Origin of the sequence: Bellilinea sp., from assembly GCF_034432615.1 — a bacterium.
In the GTDB taxonomy this organism is placed as follows: domain Bacteria; phylum Chloroflexota; class Anaerolineae; order Anaerolineales; family Anaerolineaceae; genus Bellilinea.
This window is the reverse complement of the sequence record NZ_DAOUBL010000090.1, coordinates 1-2,081: the sequence shown is the minus strand read 5'-3', so window position 1 is coordinate 2,081 and position 2,081 is coordinate 1. Positions and strand designations below refer to the sequence as shown.

Here is a 2,081-nt window from a genome sequence, read left to right as displayed (position 1 = left end):
GCCGCCCTCAAAGCCTACCCGCAGGTCAATTCCTCATGGAGTGAGGAAGGTTTGCTGCTGCATTCCGAGATCAATCTGGGTATTGCGGTTTCGCTCGGAGAAGAGGGTCTGATCGTACCGGTCATCCGCCGCGCAGACGGGCTTTCGCTGTTGGGTTTGGCGCGGGCGATCAATGACCTTGCCAGCCGGGCGCGGGCGCATCGCCTGCTGCCGGATGAGGTCAAAGGCGGCACTTTTTCGATCACCAATCACGGCATCAGCGGTTCGCTGTTCGCCACACCCATCATTAACCAGCCGCAATGCGGAATTTTAGGGGTGGGTGCCATTCAAAAACGGGCAGTAGTGGTGGAAGGGGATGCCATTGCCGTGCGTCCGATGGTGTATCTTTCCTTTACCTTTGATCATCGAATCTTAGACGGCGCTTTGGCAGACGGTTTTCTGGCCAAAGTGGTTGAAACCCTGCAAAACTGGAGCGGATGATCCGGGCTGGCAAATGTGCGATTTATGCTACACCCAACCCCGAATTTTCGCACAAGCGGGTAGAATTGAGTCAAGGTCAAAACGGGGCTGAACAGGACAGCCCCAACCAAAATCTGGAATGTCGAGGATGGAACGATGAGTGACTATGATGTAATCGTAATTGGTGCCGGGCCGGGCGGGTATGTGGCAGCCATCCGCGCTGCCCAGTTGGGCATGAAAACCGCCGTGGTTGAAAAAGAATTTTTGGGCGGGGTGTGTCTGAATGTCGGCTGTATTCCTTCCAAATCGCTACTGCGCAATGCCGAGCTGGCGCACATTCTCCGCGAGCGTACGGCTGAATTCGGCTTTTCCTTTGATAATCTCCAACTGGACTATGCGGTGGCGGTGGATCGCAGTCGTAAAGTTTCCAAGCGGCTGGTGCAGGGCGTTGGCTTTTTGATGAAAAAGAACAAGATTGATGTTCACATGGGAGTAGCCCGCCTTACGGCGCGCGACACGGTGCAGGTTACCGATGCCGAAGGTAAAACCCAGTCCTTCACCGCAAAGAATATCATTGTTGCGAGTGGTGCCCATGCTGCCAGGATTCCCGGCGTTCAGCCGGACGGCGAAAAGGTGCTGACCTACTGGGAAGCCATTTTGCAGACCCGCCGGCCGGAATCGGTGGTCATCATTGGCGCGGGTGCAATTGGGGTGGAGTTTGCCACCATCTGGAATTCCTACGGCACGCAGGTAACGCTGGTGGAAATGCTGCCGCGCATTGTGCCGCTGGAGGATGAAGAAATCAGCGCTGAACTGGCTAAATCCTTCCAGAAACGCGGTATTCAGATGCTGACCAGCCACAAGGTGCAGTCCGTAGAAACAACCGATCAAGGCGTGCGCGTCAAGGTTTCGGATGGCGGCAGCGAGAAGGTGCTGGAAGCCGAACAGGCTCTGGTGGCGATTGGTTTCAAGCCGAATACGCAGGATTTGGGTCTGGAAGCGGTTGGAGTGGCATTGAACGAGCGCGGCTTCATCAAAATTGATGAACGCATGGCAACCAATGTGCCGGGGATTTGGGCAATCGGCGATGTGACCGGTCAACTGCTGCTGGCGCATGTCGCTTCGGCGATGGGCATTGTGGCAGCCGAAAACATTGCCGGTGTTCCAACCGTCAAACTGGATTACCGCATGATGCCGCGTGCCACTTACTGTCAGCCGCAGGTGGCCTCGTTTGGGCTGACCGAAGCGCAGGCCAGAGAAGAGGGTTACGAGGTCAAAATCGGGCGATTCCCCTTCCAGCCCAACGGCAAAGCGCTGGGCTTGGGGGATTACACCGGTTTTGTCAAGATTGTAACGGATGCGAAGTACGGCGAAATCCTCGGCGCGCACATGATCGGCCCGGAGGTGACGGAGTTACTGCCCGAACTGACCCTTGCGCAGAGCATGGAACTGACCATTGAGGAAATTGCCCGCAATGTGCATGCCCATCCTACCTTGAGCGAAGTGATCATGGAAGCAGCCCACGCCGCTACGGGGCATGCCATTCACATTTGATTGGCGGGGAGGATCTTCCCGACTGGACTGTATCAACAGAAAAAAATCACACACGGGTCAAATAAGAA

2 protein-coding genes are annotated in these 2,081 nt (G+C 55.8%); both read left to right on the top strand.

Going from position 1 to position 2,081, the window contains the following annotated elements; all coding sequences use genetic code 11:
* Positions 1-480 (top strand): 2-oxo acid dehydrogenase subunit E2 (locus VAE48_RS04290; RefSeq protein ID WP_322792086.1); only part of this gene is annotated, 480 nt, incomplete at its 5' end.
* Between the two features lie 135 nt (positions 481-615).
* Positions 616-2,013, top strand: coding sequence for a dihydrolipoyl dehydrogenase (lpdA, locus tag VAE48_RS04285; RefSeq protein ID WP_322792085.1), 1,398 nt, complete (start codon positions 616-618; stop codon positions 2,011-2,013).
* The last annotated feature ends 68 nt before the right edge of the window (positions 2,014-2,081 follow it).

What these genes read in the sequence shown, in the direction of transcription:
- lpdA (WP_322792085.1), top strand. Translation starts at nt 616, where the DNA reads ATGAGTGACTATGATGTAATCGTAATTGGTGCCGGGCCGGGCGGGTAT.